24 protein-coding genes, 1 tRNA gene, 2 rRNA genes and 1 riboswitch (1 of these 28 cut by a window edge) are annotated in these 24,705 nt (G+C 48.6%); of the genes, 12 read left to right on the top strand and 15 right to left on the bottom strand.

All coding sequences use genetic code 11. The features are described from left to right. Window positions 1–39: 39 nt before the first annotated feature. The 5 genes from DYC63_RS04910 to nhaA all read right to left on the bottom strand — a co-directional run bounded on the left by DYC63_RS04910 (window position 40) and on the right by nhaA (window position 3,870). Window positions 40–125, bottom strand: a tRNA-Leu gene (locus tag DYC63_RS04910). 26 nt (window positions 126–151) lie between these two features. Beyond that, window positions 152–523, bottom strand: coding sequence for a preprotein translocase subunit SecG (gene secG / locus DYC63_RS04905; protein ID WP_115218218.1), 372 nt, complete (start codon window positions 521–523; stop codon window positions 152–154). Then, the gene (gene tpiA / locus DYC63_RS04900; RefSeq protein WP_115218217.1) at window positions 520–1,245 is read right to left on the bottom strand and encodes a triose-phosphate isomerase; all 726 of its coding nucleotides are present in this window, start codon (window positions 1,243–1,245) and stop codon (window positions 520–522) included. Before tpiA ends, secG begins: the two co-directional genes overlap by 4 nt. Continuing rightward, window positions 1,238–2,593, bottom strand: coding sequence for a phosphoglucosamine mutase (gene glmM / locus DYC63_RS04895; protein ID WP_115218216.1), 1,356 nt, complete (start codon window positions 2,591–2,593; stop codon window positions 1,238–1,240). The genes tpiA and glmM overlap by 8 nt, the downstream gene beginning before the upstream one ends. Then, window positions 2,593–3,870 (bottom strand): Na+/H+ antiporter NhaA, encoded by a 1,278-nt coding sequence (gene nhaA / locus DYC63_RS04890; protein WP_245888034.1) that lies wholly within the window; start codon window positions 3,868–3,870, stop codon window positions 2,593–2,595. Before nhaA ends, glmM begins: the two co-directional genes overlap by 1 nt. A 323-nt stretch (window positions 3,871–4,193) precedes the next feature. Here nhaA and dapD point away from each other — a divergent pair, with 323 nt between their 5' ends. Beyond that, window positions 4,194–5,009, top strand: coding sequence for a 2,3,4,5-tetrahydropyridine-2,6-dicarboxylate N-succinyltransferase (dapD, locus tag DYC63_RS04885; RefSeq protein WP_115218214.1), 816 nt, complete (start codon window positions 4,194–4,196; stop codon window positions 5,007–5,009). An 87-nt stretch (window positions 5,010–5,096) separates the two neighbouring features. On the opposite strand, the gene DYC63_RS04880 is transcribed toward dapD, so the two are convergent. Then, window positions 5,097–6,452, bottom strand: coding sequence for a M23 family metallopeptidase (locus DYC63_RS04880; protein ID WP_115218213.1), 1,356 nt, complete (start codon window positions 6,450–6,452; stop codon window positions 5,097–5,099). Window positions 6,453–6,507: 55 nt separating this feature from the next. On the opposite strand from DYC63_RS04880, the gene tyrS reads away from it, so the two are divergent. From tyrS to DYC63_RS04850, 6 genes are all read left to right on the top strand, one after another. Continuing rightward, window positions 6,508–7,707: a tyrosine--tRNA ligase gene (tyrS, locus tag DYC63_RS04875; protein WP_115218212.1), complete on the top strand. Its 1,200-nt coding sequence runs from the start codon at window positions 6,508–6,510 to the stop codon at window positions 7,705–7,707. Further along, window positions 7,704–9,023, top strand: a complete 1,320-nt coding sequence (locus DYC63_RS04870; protein ID WP_245888032.1) for a S1 family peptidase — start codon at window positions 7,704–7,706, stop codon at window positions 9,021–9,023. The genes tyrS and DYC63_RS04870 overlap by 4 nt, the downstream gene beginning before the upstream one ends. Beyond that, complete coding sequence (locus DYC63_RS04865) at window positions 9,011–9,904, top strand: FHA domain-containing protein (protein WP_115218211.1); 894 nt, start codon at window positions 9,011–9,013, stop codon at window positions 9,902–9,904. Before DYC63_RS04870 ends, DYC63_RS04865 begins: the two co-directional genes overlap by 13 nt. Before the next feature lie 94 nt (window positions 9,905–9,998). Further along, the gene (locus DYC63_RS04860; protein WP_115218210.1) at window positions 9,999–10,472 is read left to right on the top strand and encodes a Dps family protein; all 474 of its coding nucleotides are present in this window, start codon (window positions 9,999–10,001) and stop codon (window positions 10,470–10,472) included. Window positions 10,473–10,548: 76 nt separating this feature from the next. After that, complete coding sequence (gene dsbC, locus DYC63_RS04855) at window positions 10,549–11,250, top strand: bifunctional protein-disulfide isomerase/oxidoreductase DsbC (RefSeq protein WP_425452129.1); 702 nt, start codon at window positions 10,549–10,551, stop codon at window positions 11,248–11,250. After that, window positions 11,250–11,888: a trimeric intracellular cation channel family protein gene (locus DYC63_RS04850; protein WP_115218208.1), complete on the top strand. Its 639-nt coding sequence runs from the start codon at window positions 11,250–11,252 to the stop codon at window positions 11,886–11,888. Before dsbC ends, DYC63_RS04850 begins: the two co-directional genes overlap by 1 nt. Before the next feature lie 12 nt (window positions 11,889–11,900). Here DYC63_RS04850 and DYC63_RS04845 read toward each other — a convergent pair whose 3' ends face one another. Genes DYC63_RS04845 through DYC63_RS04835 form a run of 3 tightly spaced genes read right to left on the bottom strand, consistent with a single transcriptional unit; the run spans window position 11,901 to window position 14,377 of the window. Further along, entirely contained in the window at window positions 11,901–12,719 is an 819-nt protein-coding gene (locus DYC63_RS04845) for a glycosyltransferase family 25 protein (RefSeq protein WP_115218207.1), read from the bottom strand. Window positions 12,720–12,736: 17 nt separating this feature from the next. Beyond that, window positions 12,737–14,104 (bottom strand): PFL family protein, encoded by a 1,368-nt coding sequence (locus DYC63_RS04840; protein ID WP_115218206.1) that lies wholly within the window; start codon window positions 14,102–14,104, stop codon window positions 12,737–12,739. 3 nt (window positions 14,105–14,107) lie between these two features. Continuing rightward, window positions 14,108–14,377, bottom strand: coding sequence for an ACT domain-containing protein (locus DYC63_RS04835; protein WP_115219470.1), 270 nt, complete (start codon window positions 14,375–14,377; stop codon window positions 14,108–14,110). A 159-nt stretch (window positions 14,378–14,536) separates the two neighbouring features. Between DYC63_RS04835 and DYC63_RS04830 the strand changes: the two genes are divergently transcribed. From DYC63_RS04830 to fumC, 3 genes are all read left to right on the top strand, one after another. Continuing rightward, entirely contained in the window at window positions 14,537–15,184 is a 648-nt protein-coding gene (locus DYC63_RS04830) for a sulfite exporter TauE/SafE family protein (protein WP_115218205.1), read from the top strand. Window positions 15,185–15,195: 11 nt separating this feature from the next. After that, window positions 15,196–15,798, top strand: a complete 603-nt coding sequence (locus tag DYC63_RS04825) for a rhomboid family intramembrane serine protease (RefSeq protein ID WP_218564550.1) — start codon at window positions 15,196–15,198, stop codon at window positions 15,796–15,798. Window positions 15,799–15,882: 84 nt separating this feature from the next. Beyond that, window positions 15,883–17,271 (top strand): class II fumarate hydratase, encoded by a 1,389-nt coding sequence (gene fumC / locus DYC63_RS04820; RefSeq protein ID WP_115218203.1) that lies wholly within the window; start codon window positions 15,883–15,885, stop codon window positions 17,269–17,271. Window positions 17,272–17,410: 139 nt separating this feature from the next. Here the strand turns inward: fumC and DYC63_RS04815 are convergent, their stop codons facing one another. After that, window positions 17,411–18,109 (bottom strand): 7-cyano-7-deazaguanine/7-aminomethyl-7-deazaguanine transporter, encoded by a 699-nt coding sequence (locus tag DYC63_RS04815; protein ID WP_115218202.1) that lies wholly within the window; start codon window positions 18,107–18,109, stop codon window positions 17,411–17,413. Window positions 18,110–18,186: 77 nt separating this feature from the next. Further along, window positions 18,187–18,657, bottom strand: a complete 471-nt coding sequence (gene queF / locus DYC63_RS04810; protein WP_115218201.1) for a preQ(1) synthase — start codon at window positions 18,655–18,657, stop codon at window positions 18,187–18,189. A 1-nt stretch (window position 18,658) separates the two neighbouring features. After that, window positions 18,659–18,703, bottom strand: a riboswitch (PreQ1 riboswitch). Window positions 18,704–18,894: 191 nt separating this feature from the next. Here queF and DYC63_RS13350 point away from each other — a divergent pair. Beyond that, window positions 18,895–19,134 carry a transposase gene (locus DYC63_RS13350; protein ID WP_281267764.1) on the top strand — a complete coding sequence of 80 codons (240 nt, stop codon included), beginning with the start codon at window positions 18,895–18,897 and terminating at the stop codon, window positions 19,132–19,134. A 204-nt stretch (window positions 19,135–19,338) separates the two neighbouring features. Here DYC63_RS13350 and DYC63_RS04800 read toward each other — a convergent pair whose 3' ends face one another. Further along, window positions 19,339–20,154: a DUF4198 domain-containing protein gene (locus tag DYC63_RS04800; RefSeq protein WP_115218200.1), complete on the bottom strand. Its 816-nt coding sequence runs from the start codon at window positions 20,152–20,154 to the stop codon at window positions 19,339–19,341. A 121-nt stretch (window positions 20,155–20,275) separates the two neighbouring features. On the opposite strand from DYC63_RS04800, the gene DYC63_RS04795 reads away from it, so the two are divergent. Beyond that, a complete protein-coding gene (locus DYC63_RS04795; RefSeq protein WP_115218199.1) occupies window positions 20,276–21,187 on the top strand; it encodes a mevalonate kinase family protein in 912 nt (303 codons plus the stop codon). A 305-nt stretch (window positions 21,188–21,492) separates the two neighbouring features. Here DYC63_RS04795 and DYC63_RS04790 read toward each other — a convergent pair whose 3' ends face one another. The 3 genes from DYC63_RS04790 to DYC63_RS04780 form a co-directional block, all read right to left on the bottom strand. Continuing rightward, window positions 21,493–21,795, bottom strand: coding sequence for a ComEA family DNA-binding protein (locus DYC63_RS04790; protein WP_115217937.1), 303 nt, complete (start codon window positions 21,793–21,795; stop codon window positions 21,493–21,495). A 604-nt stretch (window positions 21,796–22,399) separates the two neighbouring features. Continuing rightward, window positions 22,400–22,515: ribosomal RNA gene (gene rrf, locus DYC63_RS04785) — 5S ribosomal RNA — on the bottom strand. 89 nt (window positions 22,516–22,604) lie between these two features. Further along, window positions 22,605–24,705 (bottom strand): 23S ribosomal RNA (locus DYC63_RS04780) (it continues 757 nt past the right edge of the window).

Genomic DNA, 24,705 nt, shown 5'->3' with positions numbered 1-24,705 from the left:
CATGATTTGTGACTAATTATTTAGCCGTATAATCAATAATGGTGCCGACGGCGAGACTCGAACTCGCACGAGCTAGGCTCACTACCCCCTCAAGATAGCGTGTCTACCAATTCCACCACGTCGGCGTATTTTCTTCTAGAAGCAATCTTTATTACTGATTGCTTTCCAAAGGAATACCGGCATCAGAAGCAGGGGCGCTATTATCACTATCGCCAAGGGGCACGTCAATACCTGCTGCTGAATTTTGCGTTTCAAACTGATTATTTTGCAAAATATTACCGCTATTCGCTTGTTTATTTTGCACATAACCCATCATCAAAGCGCTGATAAAAAATATCACCGCCAGAATGCGCGTTAATTTATATAAAAACGAACCTGCACCGCGCGCACCGAATACGGTGCCTGAAGCGCCTGCGCCAAAAGAGGCGCCTATTCCAGCGCCTTTTGATTGTTGCAACAGAATCAGAACACTCAGCCCTATTGCCGTTGCGAGAAAAATAATTTGCGCAATGATTAAAATCATGCCATAGCCTCAATAATCTTACCAAAAGCATCTGCTTGTAAAGATGCTCCGCCTACTAAGAATCCGTCGATATCGGCTTTTGCAATCAGCTCTGCCGCATTGTCGGGCTTCACGCTGCCACCATAAAGAATTCTTACCTTTTCCGCCATGTTACCACATTTCTCAGAAAGGATTTTCCGAATTTGCTCATGCACGCTTTGCGCATACTCTGCGGTAGCGGCTTTCCCCGTACCGATTGCCCATACCGGCTCATATGCCAATACCGTATGTTCGTCTACCAATCCGGCTTCCAAAATCGGCAGCAATTGGCGTTCAATCGCCGCTTGGGTTTGTCCGCCGTCATATTCGGCTTCCGACTCTCCCAAGCAATACAAGGGATGAATGCCCTGCGCTTTTAATTGTCTCCATTTTTCTTGCAAGATGTTTTCGTCTTCACCGTGCATGGTGCGACGTTCTGAGTGTCCGATAATGCAATAGGTGCAGCCGGCTTCTTTCAGCATAGCGGCAGAAATCTCGCCGGTGTAAGCGCCTTTTTCGTAGGCCGATACGTCTTCGCCTGCCAAATCGGCAAATCCCGCCGCTTTCGCCGCCGGCAATAAAATTGCCGGTAAACCCCAGATGGTTTGCACATTGCCATGCGCCAAATCGGCGGCGGCAAATGTATCGATTAAGGCCAAATCGCCGTTCATTTTCCAATTGGCGGCTGCTATGGGTTTACGCATGACTGTTCTCCTGTTTAATTACCCGAATTAATTCATTCACGACATTTTCTAATTGCTGCTCGTCATCGCCTTCCGCCATAACGCGGATTTTCGGCTCCGTGCCTGATGGGCGGATTAACAAACGCGCTGCCTTGCCTAATTGCTGCTCGGCTTGTGCAATCGCGTTTTTCACATTTTCGCTTTGCATGACGTGGTCTCTTTGTTCCACCGTCACATTTTTTAATATTTGCGTGGTCATGTGCAAATCGGCGGTCAGCTCTTCCATACTGGTTTGCATTTCCAGTATCGCCGCCAAGACTTGCAAAGCGGCTATGATGCCGTCTCCTGTCGAATTTCGATCCAAGCAAATAATATGCCCGGAATTTTCACCGCCGATACGCGCATCCAATTCTTGCAATTTTTCCAAGACATAGCGATCGCCGACATTAGTGCGGTGCAACTGAATGCCCATATTGGCAAATGCACGCTCCAAACCTAAATTGGTCATCAAGGTACCGACCACATTATGTAGTTTCTCGCCCCTAAAAGCGCGGTATTTGGCGATGATGTATAAAATCACGTCACCATCGATAAGTCGCCCTTGTCTATCGACCATTAAAACGCGGTCGCCGTCGCCGTCGAAAGCAATACCGAAATCGGCTTGTTCGTCGCGTACGGCGCGCTGCAAAGATTCCGGATGCGTAGAGCCGCAGCCGGCATTGATGTTACAGCCGTTCGGCTCGGCATGAATGACTTTTACTTTTGCGCCTAATTCACGAAATACCGCCGGTGCGATGGCATAGGTCGCGCCATTGGCGCAATCCAATACGATTTTCAAGCGCTCAAAGGGCAAATTCAGGGCAATCGAGTTTTTACAAAATTCAATATAACGACCACGCGCTTCATCAATGCGATAAACCTTGCCCATTTCCGCCGGCGCTACCAGTTTCATCGGACGCTCCAAATAACGCTCAATCTGCGCTTCGGCGCTATCGGGCAATTTATAACCGCCGCGGGCAAAAACTTTCACACCGTTATCGCTGAAGACATTGTGCGAGGCACTGATAACCACACCCGCCGCTGCATGGAAGGTACGGGTAAAATAAGCAATCCCCGGCGTAGGCATCACACCGAGCATATGCACATCCATACCGGCGGCAGAAAGACCTGCAACCACCGCGTTTTCCAACATATAACCTGAAATCCGCGTATCTTTACCTACCAACACCTTGTCGCCGGCAAAACCTGCATCATTGAGCATTTTGCCTACCGACCAAGCCAGATGCATGACCCATTGCGGTGTCATCGGCTCCGTGCCGACATGACCGCGCACACCGTCAGTACCGAAATATTTTCTAGAATCCGTCATTAATGTGTTTCCTTACTGGTAAAAAAGCGCAACCAGCAATAGCCCAACACGCCGGCGCAGATTGAGGCAAATAAAATAGCGATTTTCGCTTCCGACAAATGCAGAGGATCATTTTTAAAGGCTAGTTCCGAAATAAAGATTGACATCGTAAAGCCGATACCCGCCAAGAGTCCGACGCCAATGATATGACCGAAATTCACACCTTTAGGCAAGACCGCCAAATTTAATTTCACACACAGCCATACTGCGGCGAAAATGCCGATTAATTTACCCACGCTCAAACCTAAAACAACCCCCTGCACCACCGAACTCTGCGGTAATAAATGCAATGTACCGAAATCCAAATGCACACCGGCATTAAATAGTACAAACAACGGGATTACTAAGAAATATACAGGCTTATGCAAAGTATGCTCTAAACGTTGCAAAGGAGTTTGCGCCCGATTGATGCCGCTTTCCAAAGTATAAAGCACGGCATTTAAGCGATCAGACACCATAAAAGACTTTTCGTTTTCGCGATAAATATCGAATCTGTCTAATAACTTACGCGCTTCGCGACTGAATTCGGCAGGGCGATACAAAGAATGTACCGGCGTTGCCAAAGCCCCCAAAACGCCGGCAATCGTAGCATGTACGCCGGAAAACAACATACATAACCACATCGCAGTCGCTACTACTAAATACGCCCAAATCGCCCGAACACCCGCGCGATTAAACACCATCAAGACAGCAAAGCAAATAAAGGCGGAAATCAAAGCTGTATAATTAATAGCTTCCGTATAAAACAAGGCAATGACCGCCACCGCACCCAAATCATCCACAATCGCCAAAGCCATCAAAATCGTCATTAATCCTGCCGGAACGCGATCGCCCAAGAGCAGCAAAATCGCAATCGCAAAAGCAATATCGGTGGCCATCGGAATACCCCAACCGCTGGCATTCGGACCGCTAGGATTAAAAGCAAAATAGACCAATGCAGGAACAACCATCCCGCCCATGGCTGCCATAATCGGCAAAATCGCCTGACGGAAAGAGGACAACTCCCCTACCAACATTTCACGCTTGATTTCCAAACCGACGAGATAAAAGAAAATACACATCAGCGCATCATTTATCCAATGATGCAGAGTCATATCAATGCGCATATCGCCGATAGCAATCACTAAATGCTGATGCAAAAGCTTGTCATAAAGTCCGTACAAAGGCGAATTCGCCAGTAGCATCGCAATCACTGTCAATACGATTAGCAACATGCCGCTGCCAATCGAACTGTTCACAATTTTTTCAAACGGTGTCAAAATCCTACCAAACAAAAGCTCCCAAGAATTGGCATGCTCCGCAATATATCTTTTACGTCCAAAAGGCTTCATTCGTATCCCTGTACTAAAAACCTGGCTACTATACCGCAAAACCGCCCGTTTTCTAAGCATAAATCTAAAAAACAGATAGTAAAGCCTTTCGCTCGGCGCATCAGTTATAGCACCTTAACTTCAAAATGAGACTTAGAGATACACATTTTGTCAGGAGAAGCGCTTAGAATAATCTCATTTTGAAGTTAAGAGACTATATAATGCCCGCCCTTTAGCTACAGGAAATCTACATGGATTTACAAAACATCATCGAAAACGCCTTTGAACAACGCGCCGACATCACCCCCGCCAATGCCGGCAAAGAACTGCGCGAAGCCATCGAAGAAACCTTGCAGCAACTTGAAAGCGGCACATTGCGCGTTGCTCAGCCGGGCGCAGCAGGTTGGCAAGTCAACGAATGGGTCAAAAAAGCCGTTCTGCTGTCTTTCCGCATTCAAGACAACCACATCATGCCGCACGGCTATACGCACTATTTTGACAAAGTCCCCAGCCGCTATGCCGATTACAGCCAAGAATGCTTTGCCGCCGAAGGCGTGCGCATCGTACCGCCGGCAGTCGCCCGCCGTGGCACATTCTTGGGCAAAGGCGTCGTTTTGATGCCCTCATACGTCAATATCGGCGCTTATGTTGATGAAGACACGATGGTCGATACATGGGCGACCGTAGGCTCTTGCGCGCAAATCGGCAAAAACGTGCATTTAAGCGGCGGCGTGGGCATCGGCGGCGTACTCGAGCCCTTACAAGCCAGTCCTACCATTATTGAAGACAATTGCTTTATCGGCGCGCGCAGTGAAATCGTGGAAGGTGTGATCGTCGAAAAAGGCTCGGTCATCTCCATGGGCGTTTATATCGGACAATCCACGAAAATTTACAACCGCATGACCGGAGAAATTACTTACGGACGCGTTCCCGCAGGTTCTGTGGTCGTTTCCGGCAATCTGCCTGCCGCCGACGGCAGCCACAGCCTGTATTGCGCCGTCATCATCAAACAAGTTGATGAAAAAACGCGCAGCAAAACAGGCATTAACGAACTCTTGCGCAATTAAGCTTTGTAATATCATTATTTTCAAAAGACCACAGCACAAGCAAATCACCTGAAAGCGCACTTGCTTGTGCTGCTATTGTCGACGGCTCTACTTAAGAGCTTTCAATTCATCAATAGCTTGCAAATACAGATTGGCGTATTGTTGGAAAACCGGTAAATCGCTGCGCCGTAGCGGTTTGTAGCTCGGAAGTTTAACTGTCATGGGATCGTAAGGCGTGCCGCTAATCCGCACTTCAAAATGCAGATGTGCGCCTGTCGATAAACCGCTGTTGCCCAATTTGCCGATAATTTGTCCGCGTTTGACCTGCTGCCCGACTTCCACTTCGATGGAAGACAGATGTGCATAGCGGGTTTCATATTGATTAGGATGCTGCACAATCACAATGCGCCCATAACCACCCTGCCAGCCGGCAAAGCTGACGATGCCGACGCCGGTGCTGGCAATCGGCGTGCCGTGCGGGCCTTTTAAATCCACGCCCAAATGCGGTCGCACACGGCGGGTAATCGGATGCAGACGGTTGGGATTAAATTCGGAAGTAACATGGCTGTAGCGGAAGGGCGCGCGATCCATACTGGGCTCAGGTGCATTACCCTCCATATCATAGAAATACAATTTGCCGCCTTCTTCATTGGTAAAATACGCCCATTGCGCGGTACGCACCGCCAGCAATTTACTATTAGCGGGATCGACTGTGCCGTTGCGCACATAGTCGCTGTATAAGATTTCCACCGATTTATGCGGCTGCGCCAAGCGTTTGACCAAGCCTTCCAATTGTTCCAACAAGACGGGATTGATGTTTTTACGCATCACAATGCTTTGCCAAGCATTATTGCTTCTGCCGATGATGAGCAGACGTTTTTCAAACACGCCGCGGCTGACGCTGACATCGGGACTTTCTACCGTCGGTTTTTCAGGCGCGACTTCAGTCGATACGGTATTTGTTTGATTTGCGGTCGCTTGTTCCGCTGCAGCTTCCTCCTCTGCCGCCGATTCTTCTGCGGAATCTCCGTCTTCTTGGGCAATCGTTTTCTCTTCTCTTTCCGCTTCTCGCAAGGAATCGCTCAAAGCCTTATCTGTCGGAGAAGTCATATCCGTTTCAGCGGTTTCCGGCACTGGATCGCCGTCCTGATTATCCGCCACCGCTTGTTGCTGCGCGATTTCTCTCTGCACAATATCGGCATACCAAGCGGCTTCTTGCGCCTTTTGCAAAGCCTGATATTCTTCTGTGCTTAGTGATTGGGCTTGGCTTGCGGTATCATGTGCGCTTTCTGAACGGTCGAACCAGTCCTCTTCTTGCCATGCGGTCGTATCTGCGACGCTTGTTTCCGTTTGATGAAAAGGGGCATAGACGATATATAGGATGCCTGCTATCGCCAGCAGAAACACCCAAGGGAGCATACGGCGGGTAATGCGATCAGAATTATGTTTGGGTAGTTTAGGCACTAGAGGCTCTTTTAGACTAAAGATTCCATTTTATCTATTTTTGTTAGGAATGCACATGAATAAAACTTTGGACGAACAATTAGCGCTTATCCGCCGCGGTGCGGAGGATTTTATCGGCGAAGCGGAATTACTGGAAAGACTCAAAGCGGGCAAAACCTTGCGTATTAAGCTCGGCATGGATCCCACCGCGCCCGATTTGCATTTCGGGCATACGGTCGTGCTGAACAAATTACGCCAATTCCAAGACTTAGGACATCAAGTGATTTTCTTGGTCGGCGATTTTACCGCGCAAATCGGCGATCCTTCCGGCAAAAACGTCACCCGTCCGCCGCTGTCAAAAGAGCAAGTCCTGACCAATGCCCAAACCTATCAAGACCAAGTGTTTAAAATTCTCGACCTCGAAAAAACCGAAGTCCGCTTCAATTCGGAATGGATGGATAAAATGACGGCGGCGGATATGGTGCGCCTGACCTCTAAATACACGGTCGCGCGGATTCTCGAGCGCGACGATTTCCAAAAACGCTACAGCGAAAACCGCCCGATTGCCGTGCATGAATTTTTGTATTCCCTGACCCAAGCCTATGATTCCGTAGCCCTGAATTGCGATGTAGAATTAGGCGGCACCGACCAAAAATTCAATCTGTTAGTCGGGCGCGATATTCAGCGCGAATACGGACTGCTGCCGCAAACCGTGATTACCATGCCGATTTTGGAAGGCTTGGACGGCGTGCAGAAAATGAGCAAATCCCTCGGCAATTATATCGGCATCTTCGAGCCTGCCAATGAAATGTTCGGCAAAATCATGTCGATTTCCGACGAACTGATGTGGCGCTGGTTCTTGTTACTCTCATTCCGCCCCTTAGCCGAAATCGAGCAACTCAAAGCAGAAGCCGCACAGGGACGCAATCCGCGCGACATTAAATTCGAACTGGCGCACGAACTGGTCAGCCGTTTCCACGACCATGCCGCAGCAGATGCCGCTCAAGAAGCCTTCATCAACCGCTTTGCCAAAGGCGAAGTGCCGGAAGATTTGGAAACGGTGTCGCTCAAAGCCGGCGACGGCATCGGCATTGCGCATATGCTCAAAGAAGCCGGTTTAGTGGACAGCACCTCCGAAGCCTTCCGCATGATTAAGCAAGGTGCGGTAAAAATCGACGGCGAAAAAGTCGATAATAAAGACCTGCAACTCTCGGCAGGATTTAGCGGCATTGTACAAGTCGGCAAACGCCGCATGATACGGATTGAAATAGTATGAAATCAGCCTTTTTATTCCTTACCTGCTTTAGCGCGGCAAGCATGGCGCAAATCGCAGCAGAAGACGGCATGCCGCTTGATGCGATGTCTCAGGAAATCGACGCGGCAACGCACTTAAGCAGCGATGCCAGCCAATTATTCTCGCGTTATCAAGACAGCATCGTGCAAATCCGCGTGATAAACGAAGCTACCGGGCAAAAAACCTCCATCGGCTCGGGCTTTTTAATCGGCGACGGCAGTTTGATTGCCACCAACTACCACGTCATCTCCGATGTCTTGCAAAAAGAAAAGCACCGCCCCGAATATTTGGACAGCAAAGACCAATCCGGCAAGCTCGAGCTAATCAATGTGGATATCATCCACGATCTCGCCATTTTGCGTGCCGAACAGCCATTAGGCACAGCCTTTACTCTTGCCGGCGTGCCGAATCAAGGCGAAGCCTTATATGCGCTCGGCAATCCGCATGATTTGGGCTTTGTGATTATCGACGGTATCAACAACGGCCTTTTGCGTAAATCCGCGCGTGCGCAAATTCTCTTTTCCGGCGCGCTTAACAGCGGCATGAGCGGCGGCCCGACGCTGAACAATAAAGGCGAAGTGGTGGGAATCAACGTTTCCTATCTCAACAGCGGCAGCAATATCAGCTTCATTATTCCTGCACAATACCTACAAAAATTGATAGACAGTGCCGACAATGCTCCGCAAAACATCAATGACACCATTACCGAGCAACTTTTTGTCGACAATCACAGCTACTATGCCGATGCCCTCAAACGGCAATGGCAGCAAGGTACGGTAGGCGATTACCTTGTACCGCTGGCGATGTCGGACGACGTGCGCTGCTGGGACAGCTCGCCGGAGCCGGATATAGAAGACCTGATCGGCGCACAAGCCGTTACCTGCTTCAACGACCGCTCCACCTATATCAATAATGACGTGACCATCGGCGAATTCGGCTATTCCTACACGCAAATTTATGCGCGCGAGCCGATACTGAGCAGCCGTTTCTATCGCAATTACAGTCAAGCCTACCGCATGCATTTCTCGCCGCGCCCGATGCGCGATTACGGCAATTTCGACTGCGAAGCCGACTTTGTCAGCATCGCCGGCAGCACCTTTAAAACCACATTCTGCCGCCAACCCAGCAAACATTTCGCCAAAGACGGCGAAAGCATCGACGATATGCGCATGATTGCGGCAAAAATCGGCGACCCGCAATCGGGCTTTTTAATCGAAATCGTACTGCACGGCGTACAAACCCGCCTAGGCAAAGCTATTATGGCGCATATGTTGGAGCAAATCACATGGCAGAACTAAAAATCGAAACCCGCTATGAAGTCTATGAAGCCAAGCAATTTCCCGTCCGCATCGGGCGGGCGGTGGATAATGACATCGTTATCCGCGCACTGGGCGTTGCCGACTATCATCTCATCATTGAAGAAAGCCCCGAAGGCCTGCAAATCCGCAATCTGCATGAGGCGCAAATCAATAGCAAAAATCTGCGCAGCCGCGCCGTTATCGACAAAAACACCGCCATTACCATCGGCAGCAGCCTCATTAAGCTCTGGATCGATCCCAAAGCCCCGATGCCGAATGCGGCAAAATCCGGCAAATGGCTGTGGATTACGCAGCCGGTTGCCGCTATCTGTTGGTTTATGCTCGCCCTTGCCCTGCCGATGTGGACGGATTATCTGGAAACTCCGATTAACTACTTCGCCAATTGGCGCCTGCTCTTCTTTTCCGCCGCAACGATTTTAGCCATCGTATGGGTCATACACAGCATGATTCTGCCGCTGGTGCGCCGTTATCTGCTCATACCGCTTTTAGGGCTGGTTTCCGCACTATCCCTATTTACCAGCATTAATGACCAAATCGTCTATTGGCTCATCTTTCAACTCAATATCAATTGGTTGGACTTTCCTGCCTTTTTACTCTCCTGCGGCGTCTTTATCTGGATATTCCGCGCCTTCTTCCGCGACTTTGTTCCCTTAAGCGGCAGATTGCTCACGCGCTATACCTTGGCAATTTGCCTGCCCTGCTTATTATTGTTGTTTTACAACTATCTAAAACCACATAATTTTTTCACCTATCGCAGCGGCAGCTTCCCCAGTTATCACAAAGGACTCTTGCAACATAAACTGCCTTTGAAGGAAGAAAAATCCATAAGCGAATTCTTTTCAATTGAAAAATCAAATTGATTTTTGTTTAACGATTAAATTAAATTATGCTCATTGTCTTGTTTCGATAATGAGCTATACTAGACACACTCTTAAATAAAGCGAGGAAAATATCATGGAAATCAATATCGGATTAAACGATTCGCAACGTAAAGCCATTGCCGACGGCTTGTCAAAAGTACTGGCGGACAGCTACAGCCTTTACATCAAAACCCATAATTATCACTGGAACGTTACAGGTCCTCAATTTAATGCTCTGCATACCATGTTCGAAAGTCAATACACCGAATTAGCGCCTGCAATTGACGAAATCGCCGAACGTATTCGTGCCCTAGGACATCTGGCACCGGGTTCTTATAAAGAATTTAGCGAATTGACCAGCATTAAAGACGGTGATAACCGCTTAACGGCAAATGAAATGGTTAAAGAATTGGTAGAAGGACAAGAAACCGTTGCCCGCACCTGCCGTTCGCTCATTTCGACTGTTGACGAAGCAGGCGACGAACCGACTGCCGATTTATTGACCGTTCGTATGCAAACCCATGAAAAAAATGCTTGGATGTTGCGTGCGATGTTAGCCAATAACTAAGCAAAATATCAGAAAAAAGCCTCTTCTTTTTAGAAGAGGCTTTTAGTTTTTCTCAAATTTAAGGAATTATATGCACATTAAACCCCTTCTGCTTTCCATGCTTGCCGCCGTCGCTTTACCGGCATTGGCTGATAATGAAAAAATCATTACCGCTCTCAGTCCTTTCGGCGTCAGCAATATGCAAATCAGCGACTCGCCGATTGCCGGCTTGAAAACCGTCCTCAGCGATCAGGGCATTTTCTACGCCAGTGAAGACGGACAATATTTTCTGCAAGGCTCACTCGTACAAATCACGCCCGAAGGTCCTGTCGATTTAAGCAATGTCGTGCTCATCGACAAACTCAATGCCATGGCGGACAACATGATTATCTACCCCGCCAAAGAAGAGAAATATGTGGTCAACGTATTTACCGACATTACCTGTCCCTATTGCATACGCCTGCATGAACACATGGCGGAATACAATGAACGCGGCATTACTGTGCGCTATTTAGCTTTCCCGCGTGCGGGTGCAGAATCTAAAGTAGCCGATCAAATGGAAGCCATTTGGCTGGCAGAAGACAAGCAGGCGGCGCTAAATGAGGCCAAAAGCAAAAGCGGCAAAAGCCTGTTAAAACCTGTCAAAAGCAAAATTGTGGCGGAACAATTTAATATCGGCGTGCAATTCGGTGTTGCCGGTACACCCGCCATCGTGCTATCCAACGGCACATTGATAGAAGGCTACCGCCAACCGAATGAACTACTCAGCATCTTAGAAAGCACCATCAAGGCAAAATAATGGCTTGGCAGACTGCCCCGCTGATCTACGGCATGGACTTATTCGGCTGTGCGGCGGCGGCAGTTGCCGCCAGCACGCTTGCCAAACGAGTCGGGCTGGATTTTATCGGCGCGGTCATGATTGCCTCCATCGGAGCCATCGGCGGCGGAACACTGCGCGATTTGCTCATTAACCGCCATCCGCTGTTTTGGCTGCACGATCTCAATTATCTCTATGTGATTGTCGGCACCGCCATTTTGGTGCAAATCTTTTATCACCATATCGAATCCATTTTTGAACGCCCTCTGCGTTTTTTTGATGCCATCGGCTTAGGCGCATTTGCCGTCATCGGTTTTCAAGTGGCGATGAGCAAAAACCTCGCCTACCCCTTTGTGATTCTCATGGGCGTGCTGACCGCTGTCGCCGGCGGCATCATGCGCGACATCATCTGCAACAAACTGCCCTTGGTCTTATGCCGCGAAATCTACATCTCCTGCGTGATTATCGGCGGCTTGGTCTATCTTGGACTGACAGAATGGCATTTCAGCCCTTGGCTGCGCGATATTCTGACTATGCTCTGCGTGATTATCCTGCGCCTTTTTGCCATTCGCGGCGACTGGCAGCTACCTTCCTTATCAATTACACCCAAACGCAAATAAGCGGGTATTCCATCAATTATCAAACGGCACTTTTTTCCGTCTTAACTTTCGATATTTCCGTAAAGGCAATTTAATAATATGGTATTCTATAAATTCCTTTAACGTCTTTCTTTTCAATAAATGTTGATTGGCTTTGTGATAAACGGAACGTTCGAATTCCATATCACTTCCTAATCCATTATTCACTTGCAAACACTGATCTTGTATACATACGGCCGGAAAAACTTGGTAGACTGTAATATCTTTTCTCCTAAGCATATTATCAAATAATATCCAGTCTGCGGATTTTACTTTATATGCCTCATGATTATTAACAGATCGCAGCTCTGCCAATAAAATTTCGGCTGCATGATATGAAATAATATATGCGGCAGACCCCAAAGCAATACTTTCTAATTTAAAAAACTGACAATTTTCTTTTGAAGGGATTTTTGTTTTTTTTAAATTTGATTTTGTTAGAAACGTTTCCAACCTAATAATAACGGCATCATTTGCAAATCTACTTTCTATCCACTCGCTATCTTTTAAAAAAAAGTGCGCTCTACGACCTAGTACGACATCATCTTCAAAAATTGCCATATATGCTATGCGCTCATCGACGCATTTTTTCCATAAACTGGCATGGCTCATCAAACAAGATTTTTCACCTAAACTTAATTGTTGATTATATTTTAGAGAAGGCATAATAATCTCAATAGTTTCATCAAGATTTTCAGGCGTCACCGCTTCAAAAAGCTCAAAAGCAATTTTTTCATTTAAATCAAACATATTAACAATATGTTTTCTACGATTTTCAGCTGCTTTTATATTGATTACAAAATTTTTTATCATTTTAGCGTTTCCTGAAGTTAATTCTTCAATGATTGCACCGGTGCGGGGATGCGTCCGCCGCGTCGGACAAAGACGCTGCAATTGCCTTCTTTGACCGGCATAATCGGCGCAGCACCCAGTAATCCGCCGAATTCGACCATTTCGCCCACGCCTTTATGCGGCACAGGGATAATGCGCACGGCGGTGGTTTTGCTGTTGATCATGCCGATGGCGGCTTCGTCTGCAATGATGCCGGCAATCGTGTCGGCGCCGGTGTCGCCGGGCACGGCAATCATATCCAAGCCGACCGAGCAGACCGCCGTCATCGCCTCGAGTTTGGACAGGCTGAGCACGCCGGCTTGTGCCGCGGCAATCATGCCTTCGTCTTCGGAGACGGGAATAAAGGCGCCGCTTAAACCGCCGACGGCGCTGCTTGCCATCATGCCGCCTTTTTTCACCGCATCATTGAGCATGGCCAAGGCGGCGGTCGTGCCGTGGGTGCCGCAGACGGATAAGCCCATTTGTTCTAAAATCCGCGCGACGGAATCGCCGACTGCCGGTGTGGGGGCAAGCGATAAATCCAAGATACCGAAGGGAATATTCAGACGTTTGGCGACTTCCTGCCCGACGAGTTCCCCCACGCGGGTAATTTTAAAGGCGGTTTTTTTGATGATTTCGGCGATATCGGTCAAATCTTGTGCCTTGCTGTTTTCCAAAGCCGCTTTGACTACGCCGGGACCGGAGATGCCGACATTGATGACGCTTTCGCCCTCGCCGCCGCCGTGAAATGCGCCTGCCATGAAGGGATTGTCTTCCACCGCATTGCAGAAGACGACAAATTTGGCGCAGCCGAAGGCTTCGGGTGTGGCGGCGGCAATCGCTTTAATCGTTTCGGCAACGAGGTTGACCGCGTCCATATTGATGCCTGCCCGCGTGCTGCCGATATTGGCGGAGGCGCAGACGATTTTGGTTTCCGCCAATGCCTGCGGCAGCGAAGCTATCAGCAAGCGGTCGCTCTGCGACAAGTCTTTATGCGCCAAAGCGGAAAAGCCACCTAAGAAAGAAACGCCCAAATCACCGGCGGCTTTGTCTAAGATTTTGGCGAGACGGACAAAGTCTTCGGGCGTTTTCGCGCAAGCCGCGCCTATCTGCGCGATGGGCGTTACCGCGATTCTTTGATTGACAATCGGCACGCCGTAAGTCGCCGATACCGCTTGCACGGTACCGACCAAATCTTTGCCGATGCGCATGATTTTCTCGTAAATCTTATCGGCCGTACGCCCCACATCGCTGTCTGCGCAGCTGTGCAAATCAATGCCTAAAGTAACGGTGCGCACATCAAAATGCTGATGAGAAAACATCTGCAAGGTTTCGACAATCTCGCCGTATTTCCATTCGCTACGCATGGCTTAAATCCTGTGCATGGCGGTAAACAAAGCCTCATGCTGCAAGCGAATATCCAATTCGCAGGCGCGGCCGTAATCGGCAAATACCTGTGCCAGCTCGGTAATCTCGCGTTGACAGGCAGATAAATCCGCCTCAATCATCATCGTAAAATAACCGCTCATCAATTGCTGGCTGATATTGACGATGTTTACCCGCTCCTCCGCCAATAATTTGCTCACATCATAAACAATGCCGATGCGGTCTTTGCCGATGACACTCAAAATCGCTTGCATACGTCCTTCTCCGAATAAAAATACACAGCTTACGCCTTTATCCGTCAAAAACAAAGCCGCAGCGGCTGCGGTGCCTCCTACCGATACATTATACTGCTGTTAAGCGCTTCTTAGCGCAGCCTTATCTTAAAAGCAAGGCAAATCCACTATAATGCGGCTATGAACGAACTCTTCCCTATTATCTTCAGCGCCTTCTTCACAGGACTGGCCGGCGGCGCGCATTGTCTGGGCATGTGCGGAGGCATCGGCAGCATGCTCGGCATGCACAGCCGCCTGCGCAATCAAATCCTCAGTTATCAGGCAGGCAGACTGTTTTCTTATACTTGTCTGGGCTTTTTCTGCGGTTGGCTGCTGCCGCTCATCGGCATACACCCCGGCATGGGCGATACGGGACTATGGATTCGCCGCATCAGCTCTCTGATTATCGCCGCAATCGGCTTGATGCAAGTTTTCAACATTGCCCCCCTACGCCTGCTTGAACGCTACGGCTACCGCCTATGGCAGCCATTAAACCGCTTCTTGCAACAACTACTGCCCATTCGCAGCCATGCCGATGCCTTTATTGTCGGCAGCCTTTGGGGGCTTCTGCCCTGCGGGCTGATTTATGCCGCGCTTGCCATTGCCATCAGCCGTGCACAAGCCCTAGAATCTGCGGCAGTGATGCTGAGCTTCGGACTGGGCACCCTGCCTGCCATGCTCGGCATCAGCCTCTTTTCGCGCCAAATCGCGCAAGCCCTAGCGCATACGCATCTGCGTCGCGTCTTAGGATTACTGATTATGCTCATGGCGGCATGGGCATGGCATTAAAGGAAATCATTATGCAAAGTCCCGTTCTGCGCCGCGCCGGCGTCTTCACATGGCTTATCTTCGCGCTGTGCGTCCTATTTACGCTTCTGATTCGCGCCGGTGCTAAGCGAGAAATGCTCGCCTATTTCGTCTTTTATCCGCCGCTCATGGCGGAAGGGGAAATCTGGCGCCTAATTACCCCGACCTTCCTGCATTTTTCTTTTTACGGCTCGGTCATCATTCATCTGCTGTTTAATAGCCTGATTTGGCTCAATCTGGGCGGCTGGATAGAATATTGCGAAAAAGCTTGGCGTTTGCCTCTGTTGTTTTTAAGCACCGCCCTCATCAGCAATACTGCTGCGTATTTCAGCTACGGCGTAGCATTCGGCGGGCTGTCGGGCGTTGCCTACGGATTAATCGGCTATCTCTGGTGGGCGGGACGGCGGGTCGTCTTATACCGCATGATATTGCCTACAAAAATGTTCTACACCTTTCTGGCTTTCCTTGCCCTAGGCTACACGGGGCTGATTGGCAATATCGCCAACAGCGCGCATCTCGGCGGACTGATTGCAGGCATCGCCTTTGCCGCCCTGTTGCCGCCGCGTTTTAAACCCTTAACAGCAGCGCAAGATTAAATGCCGGATTTAGCCGAAGCAGACATAGGAAAAGTGTTAAAATTTGCCGGCTAATCTTTTTCAACTGAAAGCTAAGGAGCACCTATGAGTACACGTACCGAACACGACACAATGGGTAATGTGGAAGTCCCGTCTGATGCTTATTGGGGCGCGCAAACACAGCGCAGCCGCGATAATTTCAAAATCGGCGGCGAAACCCTGCCTTTGCCGCTGATTGAAGCCATGGCATTGGTGAAAAAAGCGGCGGCAATCACAAACGCTTCTTTGGGACGCATCAAGACGGAGCAGGCGGATTTAATCACGCAAGCTGCCGATGATGTCTTGGCGGGCAAATTGGCAGGACAATTTCCTTTAGTAGTCTGGCAAACAGGCTCGGGCACGCAGTCGAATATGAATATGAACGAAGTGTTGGCCAATCGCGCGAATGAGATTGCCGGCACGGGTTTGGCAGCCTATCAGCCGATTCACCCCAATGACCATGTGAACCACGCGCAATCGACCAATGATTCCTTCCCTACCGCCATCCATGTGGCAGCGGCAATTGAAATCAATCGCTTACTAATTCCGGCAGTTAAAGCTCTGCGCGATACTTTAGATGCCAAAGCCAAATCTTTCGCCTCGATTGTCAAAATCGGGCGCACGCATTTGCAAGACGCCACGCCTCTGACTTTAGGACAAGAATTCTCCGGCTATGTCTCGCAGCTTGATCATGGCTTGGATCGTTTGCAACATGCCTTGCAAGGTTTGTATGAACTGCCTTTGGGCGGCACGGCGGTCGGTACAGGCTTGAACAGTCATCCCGAATATGCCGCCAAAGCGGCGGAGCAATTAGCCGCATTATCCGGTCTGCCTTTCGTGACCGCGCCAAATAAATTTGAGGCATTGGGCGGACGCGATGCGGCAGTTTACGCTTCCGGCGCTTTAAAAACCTTGGCGGCGAGTTTGAACAAAATCGCTAATGACGTGCGTTGGTTAGCCAGCGGTCCGCGCTGCGGTTTGGGCGAGCTGAAAATCCCTGAAAACGAGCCCGGCTCTTCAATTATGCCCGGCAAAGTCAACCCGACGCAGTGCGAAGCACTGACAATGGTCTGCTGCCAAGTCTTCGGTAATGACGTCACCATCAATATGGCGGGCGCAAGCGGCAATTTCGAGCTGAATGTCTATATGCCCGTCATCGGCTTTAATTTGCTGCAATCCATTCGTTTGCTCGGCGATGCCTGCAACAGCTTTAACGAGCATTGCGCGGTAGGCATTGAGCCGGTGCCGGAAAAAATCGATTATTTCCTACATCACTCTTTGATGCTGGTCACGGCGCTTAACCGCAAAATCGGCTATGAAAATGCGGCAAAAGTGGCAAAAACCGCCTATAAAAACGACAAATCTCTGCGCGAAACCGCGGTCGAGCTCGGGTTACTGACCGCAGAGGAGTTTGATGAGTTGGTCAAACCTGAAGATATGGTCGCCCCGCGTTGATAATTACTCCAAAAGCCGCCCTCAACAAGGCGGCTTTTGTAACGCTGCTATAATGGATTAGTGAATATCAATCACTTATTTAGCGGAATGATGCTCTACTGCTGCGATTGGCAAGACAGTAGAGTGTGGAAGGCTTGGTTTAAGAAGAATAAGCGCCGGCTTGCGACAGATTCGCCGTATGGTCCTTAGAAATGCGGGTCAGTTTGTCGCTAAGAATTTTGAGCAAAATGCCGTAGGCGGGCAGAAATAGCACGATGGAAATGCTCAATTTCCAAGCATAGTCCATCAGCGCGATTTCAACCCAGTGCTCGGCAAGGAAGGGATCGGCGCTTTTATAAAAGGCGGTGCTAAAAAAGGCGAGCGTATCCAGAGCATTGCCAAAAAGAGTGGATGCGGCGGGTGCCAGCCACCATTGTTTGTGTCGGCGCAGGCGGTTGAAGACGCTGACGTCCATGATTTGACCGATGAGGTAGCCGAGCAGACTGGCAAGGGCAATTCTCGCCACCACCGTATTCAGGCTGCTAAGCGCCGCAAAACCCGTAAATTCGCCGTTTAAGAATAAGACGCCGATGAAGTAAGAGATAAAAAGTGCAGGAATCATGCTGAAGAAAATGATTTTGCGCGCGAGTGCGGCGCCGAAGATACGCACGGTAAGGTCGGTGGTTAGAAAAATAAAGGGGAAAGTAAATGCGCCCCAAGTGGTGTGCAAGCCAAAAAGCGTAAAAGAGATTTGGACAAGATAGTTGCTGGAGATAATGACAATCATATGCCAAAAAACCAGCCAGCGAAGTGCTTTTTGCTGTTGGGCGGGGCTAAAGTTGAATTGCTGAATTTGCATGTATATTCCTTGATAATAATGTCGTTTGCCACATCGGGCGCTACACCGAATGCGTTATGGTGCTGAGGTATCGATAGTTAGCGGCGGCCATGCTGAAAAAGGCGTTCGCGTGCCATTGCGGCATAAGGGCTGTCCGCTTGTCCGTAATTGGCATAGGGATGAATGGCGATGCCGCCGCGCGGGGTAAATTCGCCGAAGACTTCGATGTATTTGGGCTGCATCAGCGTAATCAGGTCTTTCATAATGATATTGACGCAGTCTTCGTGAAAATCGCCGTGATTGCGAAAGCTGAATAAATACAGCTTGAGCGATTTGCTTTCTACCATGCGCTGATTAGGAATATAGGCAATATGGATGATGGCAAAGTCCGGCTGCCCCGTCATCGGGCAAAGACTGGTAAATTCCGGACAGATAAAACGCACGAAATAATCATTATCGCCGTGTTTATTGGGAAAGGCTTCCAGAATGTCGGGCGAGTATTGCGCGGGATAATGCGTCCCTTGATTGCCGAGCAGGGAAAGCTCGGCGAGTTCTTGTTCGTTTCTCATGTTTGACCTAGTTTTTTATGGTGGGAGGGTTGCGAACCACGTTGTTTAACAATGTATTTTATAGGATCTTCATATGATTGCGAAAATACGCTATAAGCCGACAAATATGTCTTGCAACATTTTGGGCGGACGACAGTTTACACGATATGGAGGAAAAGAGAAGGATGAATATTCAACCATTCTTGTCTATTGTCAATTATGATGCTGATACAGTCGAAGAATTGAAAAAGTATTACGGTGCTGGCTCGCCTTGCCGTAATACTTTTTCAATTCTTTGACTATAGTGATGTATTTCATTGTTGGGTAGAAGAATTGCTGTTAACACAATTGCCTGAAAACAGCGTCATTATTATGGACAATGCCAGCTTTCACAAAAGACAGGATACCCAACAGCTTATTGCAGATGCGGGACATCATATTTTATGGCTGCCGCCATACAGTCCGGATCTGAACCCAATCGAGAAAATATGGACTTAGCTTAAACGTAAACGTAAGGATTGGCGCTTAGATTGCATCGATAAACTATTCTTTTACTTCCTGTGGATTTGTAACTCTTTTTGATTTCCTTGACTATACTTTTTCACTTCTCCGACTATAATTATCAAAACCCTAAAAAAACGGCACGCAATTGCGTGCCAAATTAGGGAAGGACTTCTTTGTCTTAATCACGCTGTGTGCGGATTAGTGATGATGATCGTGCGCGTCTTCAACCATAAAGGTTAAAGTCGCATAGCTAGCCAGTTTTTGGCATTCGCTTTGATCCGGATAGTCGGATTTATGCACGACGCGGAGTTTCCAAAAGCCTTTGCGCAAGGGATAGAATTGCAGACTGCCGTCCGGACGCGTGGTGTCGGAGAAGGCTTGCGGCTCGAGTTTGTGAATTTTGTCGTTCGGATCTTTGGTCGTAAAGCCGGAGAAGGTGCCGACGACGGTCGCGCCTTCCAAAGGTTCGCCATTGAAATAGACTTTCAGCGGAAAGCCTTCACCGATAATGATATTGGCAGGATTGTCTTGTGGCACGATTTCCAAACCTTGACCGACAGGTTTGGTTACCACCGCAGTGTCTGCACTTTCATGTCCTGCATTAAGTACCATTTTGCCGTACATACGGGTTTGTTCGCAGTAGGTGGCATCAGGCATTTGCTTTAGATTTTCCTGTTTCCAGCCTTTGGCGTTTTTTGACCAAAAAGTCGGACTGTATTCTGCGGTCAGCAGGTAGCTGCCATCTTTGATTTCTTCAGGCGAAGTGAAATAGATATTGCGCTTCTCACTGCGCACCATGTCGATTTTGCCTTCCGGACCGATGAGCTGCATCGGTTTTTTGAAGATATGCATACGCTCTTCCGGAATGTCGGCTAAATCGGGGAAATCGCCGTAACCAAGGCTAGCTTTGAGAATTTCGCCGCCATGGGTGTGTCCTGCATCGACCCATACTTCATGGGCAAGGCTCGGCAGGCTAAACATCGCCGCCATTGTCAGGGCTAGTACTTTTTTCATATTAACTCCGTATGTGTTTCAATCTTTCAAATGTTATATTGTTGCAGAAATTCTTGCAAGTTTTTTCTGCATCACATACATAAATGGTTACACTATGCACAGATAATATCAGGAGTAAAGAATGATTAAAGCGATTGTCCCCGGTTCTTTAATGATTTGCGGCGAACATGCGGTGGTTTACGGTCAATCTGCGCTAGTCTGCGCGGTGGCGCAATATGTGTGCGTCGGCATTACCAAGCGCAGCGATAATATACTGCGCATTAACAGCGCTTTAGCGCAATATGAAGCACCTTTATCGGCATTGAAAGAAGAACCCAAACTGCGCTTTGTTTTGGCAGCTGTACGCCGCCAACTGCCGTATACGGGGCTAGATATGGTGATTGAGAGCGCGATTGATCCTTTACTAGGTTTCGGTTCTTCAGCGGCAGTAACAGTCGCGACGCTTGCGGCTTTGTCCGCTGTCCGGAAAAAAGAGATGGATAATGCCGCCTTGCACCGTGCTGCGCATGAGGTAATTTTGGAGATTCAAAAACGCGGCAGCGGTGCGGATTTGGCAGCAAGCATTTGGGGCGGCATGTTGGCGTATTCGCCACCGCCTGCATTGTCGGTACAATCTTTGCCCCTACCGTCTTTGTCTTTAAGCGTGCGCTATGCGGGATATAAAACACCGACCGCCGAAGTACTGGCGACGCTAGCAGCAGCAGCGGAGGAAAAACCTGACGCGTATGCAGAGTTGTATCAGCGAATGGGGGCAGTCAGTCAAGCAGCAGCACATGCAGCGGCACAGCAGAATTGGCAGCTGTTTTATCAACACTTAAACGCTTATCAAATGTTAATGCAAGAATTAGGCGTCTGCGATGCGGTACAGGCGGCACATTTGGCGGCGGTGCAAGATTGCGCGGCGGCAGCGAAAATCAGCGGCAGCGGCTTAGGCGACTGCATTATCGCTTTTGCCGAACGCACACCCGCGCAACATCAAGCAGTGCAGATCGCAGCGCAAGGGCTGCGTATTATCAGAAATAAATATGGCTAGTGAAAAAGATGATACCTCTCAATATAGTCAATTCATGACAAAGTTGCACGCCTAAAAATATCAAGCTCTACTATTGTGCGAGCTAACATACAAAAACCGTGTCTTTATTTGAGCTGAATTAACTATAGCATTCCCATTCCATTTCCTTGTTGCTTAGATGAGATGATGAGTCTTTAATTAAATCGACACGGATTTCTGAGTGCCCTCTCTCACTAGGAAAGCAGACTCCTAAAAATCAAAGACTATCTAATAAGGATCAGATAGTCTTTTAGAAAACTTTTGTGCCTTAGGTTAGTAGCCTAAAACTATTTTAAATTTTGAACATCCTCGAAAGAAGTTTCGCCCTCAACGCTTAAATCCTCTTTCAGTGCAGAAAAAATGCCCTCACCTATTCCTTTAACCAAAACGATATCTTCAATTTTGGCAAAATCTCCATTAGCTTCACGATACTCTACAATCGCCTTAGCTTTAACCTCGCCAATATTTTTGAGCTGAGACAGTTCTTCTACCGTAGCCGTATTGATATTGACCTTAGCAGATACCGCAGCCGATAAGCCCAATAAGACCAATACTCCCACTGCTTTAGTTAAAGTTTTTTTAAACAACATAATGTACTCCTCAATTATTTTCCAAATTATGATGGTATAAGCTCTAAGCTCTAAGCTCTAAGCTCTAAGCTCTAAGCTCTAAGCTCTAAGCTCTAAGCTCTAAGCTCTAAGCTCTAAGCTCTAAGCTCTAAGCTCTAAGCTCTAAGCTCTAAGCTCTAAGCTCTAAGCTCTAAGCTCTAAGCCTAGCTCTAAGCTCTAAGCTCTAAGCTCTAAGCTCTAAGCTCTAAGCTCTAAGCTCTAAGCTCTAAGCTCTAAGCTCTAAGCTCTAAGCTCTAAGCTCTAAGCTCTAAGCTCTAAGCTCTAAGCTCTAAGCTCTAAGCTCTAAGCTCTAAGCTCTAAGCTCTAAGCTCTAAGCTCTAAGCTCTAAGCTCTAAGCTCTAAGCTCTAAGCTCTAAGCTCTAAGCTCTAAGCTCTAAGCTCTAAGCTCTAAGCTCTAAGCTCTAAGCTCTAAGCTCTAAGCTCTAAGCTCTAAGCTCTAAGCTCTAAGCTCTAAGCTCTAAGCTCTAAGCTCTAAAAATTAGAACATAAACGTAAGAGATTTTAAACTTAACAAAAAGCAATAAATAAAAAAGCCCCTGTATTACTACAGGGGCTTCGAATAAAAACCTGACATTGACCTACTCTCACATGGGGAGACCCCACACTACCATCGGCGATGCTGCGTTTCACTTCTGAGTTCGGCATGGATTCAGGTGGGACCACAGCTCTATGGATGTCAGGAAAACCGGTTACTTCAATTTATGTATCGATCACTTTCTTACCGATACTTCAACGTAATTCTTTAAGCTTCAAAATAACTTGAGCGTTGTATGATCAAGCCTCACGATCAATTAGTACTCCTTAGCTGCATACATTACTGCACTTCCACATGGAGCCTATCAACGTCGTCGTCTTCAACGGATCTTTAGAGACCTTTAAGGTCTAGGGAGATCTTATCTTAGGAGGGGCTTCCCACTTAGATGCTTTCAGCGGTTATCCCTTCCGAACATAGCTACCCAGCAATGCCATTGGCATGACAACTGGTACACCAGAGGTTCGTCCATTCCGGTCCTCTCGTACTAAGAACAGCTTCCTTCAAATCTCCAACGCCCACGGCAGATAGGGACCGAACTGTCTCACGACGTTCTGAACCCAACTCGCGTACCACTTTAAATGGCGAACAGCCATACCCTTGGGACCTGCTACAGCCCCAGGATGTGATGAGTCGACATCGAGGTGCCAAACTCCTCCGTCGATATGGACTCTTGGGAGGAATCAGCCTGTTATCCCCGGAGTACCTTTTATCCGTTGAGCGATGGCCCTTCCATTCAGAACCACCGGATCACTAAGACCTACTTTCGTATCTGCTCGACTTGTCTGTCTCGCAGTTAAGCGGGCTTCTGCCTTTGCACTCTTGGTACGATTTCCGACCGTACCGAGCCCACCTTCGCACTCCTCCGTTACTCTTTAGGAGGAGACCGCCCCAGTCAAACTACCCACCAGACACTGTCTGAGATCCCGATTCAGGGACCGTCGTTAGAACATCAAAATACGCAGGGTGGTATTTCAAGGTTGGCTCCACAAAAACCAGAGTTCTTGCTTCATAGCCTCCCACCTATCCTATGCAACGTATTTCAATGTTCAGTGTCAAGCTGTAGTGAAGGTTCACGGGGTCTTTCCGTCTTGCCGCGGGTACACTGCATCTTCACAGCGATTTCAACTTCACTGAGTCTCGGGTAGAGACAGCGCCGCCATCGTTACGCCATTCGTGCAGGTCGGAACTTACCCGACAAGGAATTTCGCTACCTTAGGACCGTTATAGTTACGGCCGCCGTTTACCGGGGCTTCGATCAAGAGCTTGCACCCCATCAATTAACCTTCCGGCACCGGGCAGGCGTCACACCCTATACGTCCACTTGCGTGTTTGCAGAGTGCTGTGTTTTTGATAAACAGTCGCAGCGGCCTATTCTCTGCGGCCTCCAACAGCTATTCACCGTCAGAGGCATACCTTCTCCCGAAGTTACGGTATCATTTTGCCGAGTTCCTTTACCCGAGTTCTCTCAAGCACCTTAGAATTCTCATCCTACCCACCTGTGTCGGTTTGGGGTACGGTCAAACAATATCTGAAGCTTAGAGGCTTTTCCTGGAAGCAGAGCATCAACCACTTCGTCTCCGTAGAGACTCGTCATCACGTTTCAGTCTTAAATACCCGGATTTTCCTTGGTATTCAACCTATGCGCTTAAACACACGTCCAACAGTGTGCTGGCCTAGCTTTCTCCGTCCCCCCATCGCAATATTGTTCGGTACAGGAATATTAACCTGTTTCCCATCGACTACGCTTTTCAGCCTCGCCTTAGGGACCGACTCACCCTGCGCCGATTAGCGTTGCGCAGGAACCCTTGGGTTTTCGGTGTGCGGGTTTTTCACCCGCATTATCGTTACTCATGTCAGCATTCGCTCTTGTGATACCTCCAGCATTCTTCTCAAAACACCTTCATCAGCCTACACAACGCTCCCCTACCACACACGCTTTCGCGTGCATCCGCAGCTTCGGTATACAGTTTAGCCCCGGTAAATCTTCCGCGCAGGACGACTCGACTAGTGAGCTATTACGCTTTCTTTAAAGGGTGGCTGCTTCTAAGCCAACCTCCTAGCTGTCTTCGCCTTCCCACTTCGTTTCCCACTGAACTGTAATTTGGGGACCTTAGCTGGCGGTCTGGGTTGTTTCCCTCTTCACGACGGACGTTAGCACCCGCCGTGTGTCTCCTGTGGTAAAACTTTACGGTATTCAGAGTTTGCATCGGTTTGGTAAGTCGGTGTGACCCCCTAGCCGAAACAGTGCTTTACCCCCGTAAGTCAATCCACAAGGCACTACCTCAATAGTTTTCGGGGAGAACCAGCTATCTCCGAGCTTGTTTAGCCTTTCACTC

The organism is Suttonella indologenes (assembly GCF_900460215.1).
Taxonomy (GTDB): domain Bacteria; phylum Pseudomonadota; class Gammaproteobacteria; order Cardiobacteriales; family Cardiobacteriaceae; genus Suttonella; species Suttonella indologenes.
Note: the sequence above shows the minus strand (reverse complement) of the source record. Positions and strands in the feature narration are given on the sequence as shown.